Origin of the sequence: Streptomyces sp. NPDC058653, from assembly GCF_042716895.1 — a bacterium.
Lineage (GTDB): Bacteria > Actinomycetota > Actinomycetes > Streptomycetales > Streptomycetaceae > Streptomyces.
On record NZ_JBHXRM010000092.1, the window covers coordinates 1 to 1,952 of the forward strand.

2 protein-coding genes are annotated in these 1,952 nt (G+C 67.9%); one reads left to right on the plus strand and one right to left on the minus strand.

From position 1 onward, the window contains the following. Positions 1–78: 78 nt before the first annotated feature. Entirely contained in the window at positions 79–354 is a 276-nt protein-coding gene (locus ACFWU9_RS36195; protein WP_384325352.1) for a hypothetical protein, read from the plus strand. A 7-nt stretch (positions 355–361) separates the two neighbouring features. Here ACFWU9_RS36195 and ACFWU9_RS36200 read toward each other — a convergent pair whose 3' ends face one another. Then, on the minus strand, positions 362–1,807 hold the full coding sequence (locus ACFWU9_RS36200; RefSeq protein ID WP_384325353.1) for an NF041680 family putative transposase: 1,446 nt from the start codon (positions 1,805–1,807) through the stop codon (positions 362–364). Between the last annotated feature and the right edge of the window lie 145 nt (positions 1,808–1,952).

Below are 1,952 nucleotides of genomic sequence, written 5' to 3' on the forward strand. Positions count from 1 at the left end.
CTGAGCTTGTTCTTTATGGTCTGAGCCGCCTGAAAGCGTGCGGCAAGGCCAGTCCAGCCCCTGAGTAGGGTTGTGGCTATGGCCAAGGGATTGGGGCGGTGGCCCAAGGTGGATCTGGAGAGCGGCGTCGAGGACGCGACGATGCTGATCCTGGAATGGCTCGGGGAGCAGGGTGTGGGTGCCATGATCCGGGTGGACGCGGAGCGCATGCGTGATGGTCAGCCGGCGTGGACATTTGCAGCCTCTGGTGGGCCCCTGGATGTTGGGGTGAGGGCCGATGGGGCCTCGGCTGCCGAGTGCATGGGCAGGGCATTGCTTGGATTGCGAGAAGCTGGGCTGGTCGTTCCCTTCTGAGCCGTGTTCAGCGTCTGGGCTGGTCGCGTTCGGTGATGCTTTCGGGGCGTCTGGTGGTCTTGCCGACGTTATAGCGGGTGGCGGGGCGCCGGTTCTTCGAGCCGAGCGGCCTGCCGGGGCCGGGCCGGTTGGGTTTTGGCGCTCGGGCAGGACAGGGCAGGTTCGGGCGGAGGTTCCTGAACCCCCGGCGGACCCGGGCCGGGGTGAGCCGGCCGGGCTCGGCCGGCTTCTCCCATGGACGGCGAAGGTCGGCCACCAGTGGCCGGGCGAGTCGGAGTTGGGTGTGGGCCACAATGATCAGCCAGGTCCACCGGTCCGCCGCCGCAGGCGCGCGGAGCTTCGGGCGGGTCCACCCCAGCGTCTGCTTGATCATCCGGAAGGTGTGCTCCAGATCGAATCTGCGCAGGAACGCCTGCCAGCGCAGGTCGACGTCCTCACCCGACAGGCCGGTCGCCGACGACCAGAGCCAGACCGGCAGTGGGTCGTGACCTCCGGGCAGGCGGTCGACCTCCAGACGGATCAACGTGCCTTCGATGACCGGGAGTTCGCCGGTGTGGTCGATCCATGCCGAGCGCGTGGTCAGCCTCGGGTGAATTCGGTCCCAGGCCATCACGCGAGCGGTGCCGTAGCGGTCGGTGACCTGCACGGTCTCCGCGTCCGGATCGCCCCAGGAATCCGGCTTGGCGAAGCGGAACTCCTCGCCGTGCTTCGGCGGGCGTCCACCCTGCGGCGGTGAGATCCACGGCACCGGGACCGGCTTGCGCATCACACGGTCCGTGCGCATCCGCCCCAGGACCTCCACCGGCAGTCCGGCCAGCAGATAGGCCATGCGTGGAGCGTCATAGCCGGCGTCGAAGACAACCAGGATGTCGCGGTCCCCGGCCTGCCAACGGCCCATGTCGATGAGGTCCTCGACCACCCGGCGGACCTGGGCAGCGGTGGCCTCGGCGACATCGTCGGACGGCCCCAGCCGCAGCGCGTCCAGGATCTGACACCACGAAGTCCGGCCCGACTCCAGCGCGGCAACGAACGAGTAGGGCCAGCCGGGCACGAACTGGTCCGAGGAGCGTCCGCTGCGGCCGTAGACGTGACAGAACAAGCGGTCCGCACTGGTCGGCGCGTCCGGCCGCAGCCAGTGGGTGACATCCACGGCCAGGACCAGGCGCCCGTCGGCGCCCTCGGGCTGCGGCAGCCCCGCCAGCACCCGCCGCAGCCGCAGCACATCCATGTTCCCTCGGTTCAGCGCGTCGTACATCGCACCGTGCCCACGCCGGTGCTCCGCCGTCAGCGTCAGATCTACCGGTGTGGTCACCGGCCCGTCCTCACACAACAGGGCGTCGGTCAGCTCGAACAGCGTGTCTCCACGCACGGTCAGAGAGTCGAAGAAGTCGTCTCGGAAGTGTGATGCCACCGCGAACGCTTCGCGCCGGACATCGTGATGCAGCAGACTCATTCCCCCACGGCCTTCGTACTGGTCAAGTGCATCTTTGGTCGGAGTACAGGATCAGACGGAGGCCGTGTTCACGTCCCCGGAATCCCCGTACGAGCGATCTCGTTCGGGGCATCGTTCGAGGGCAGACCATAAAGAACAAGCTGAG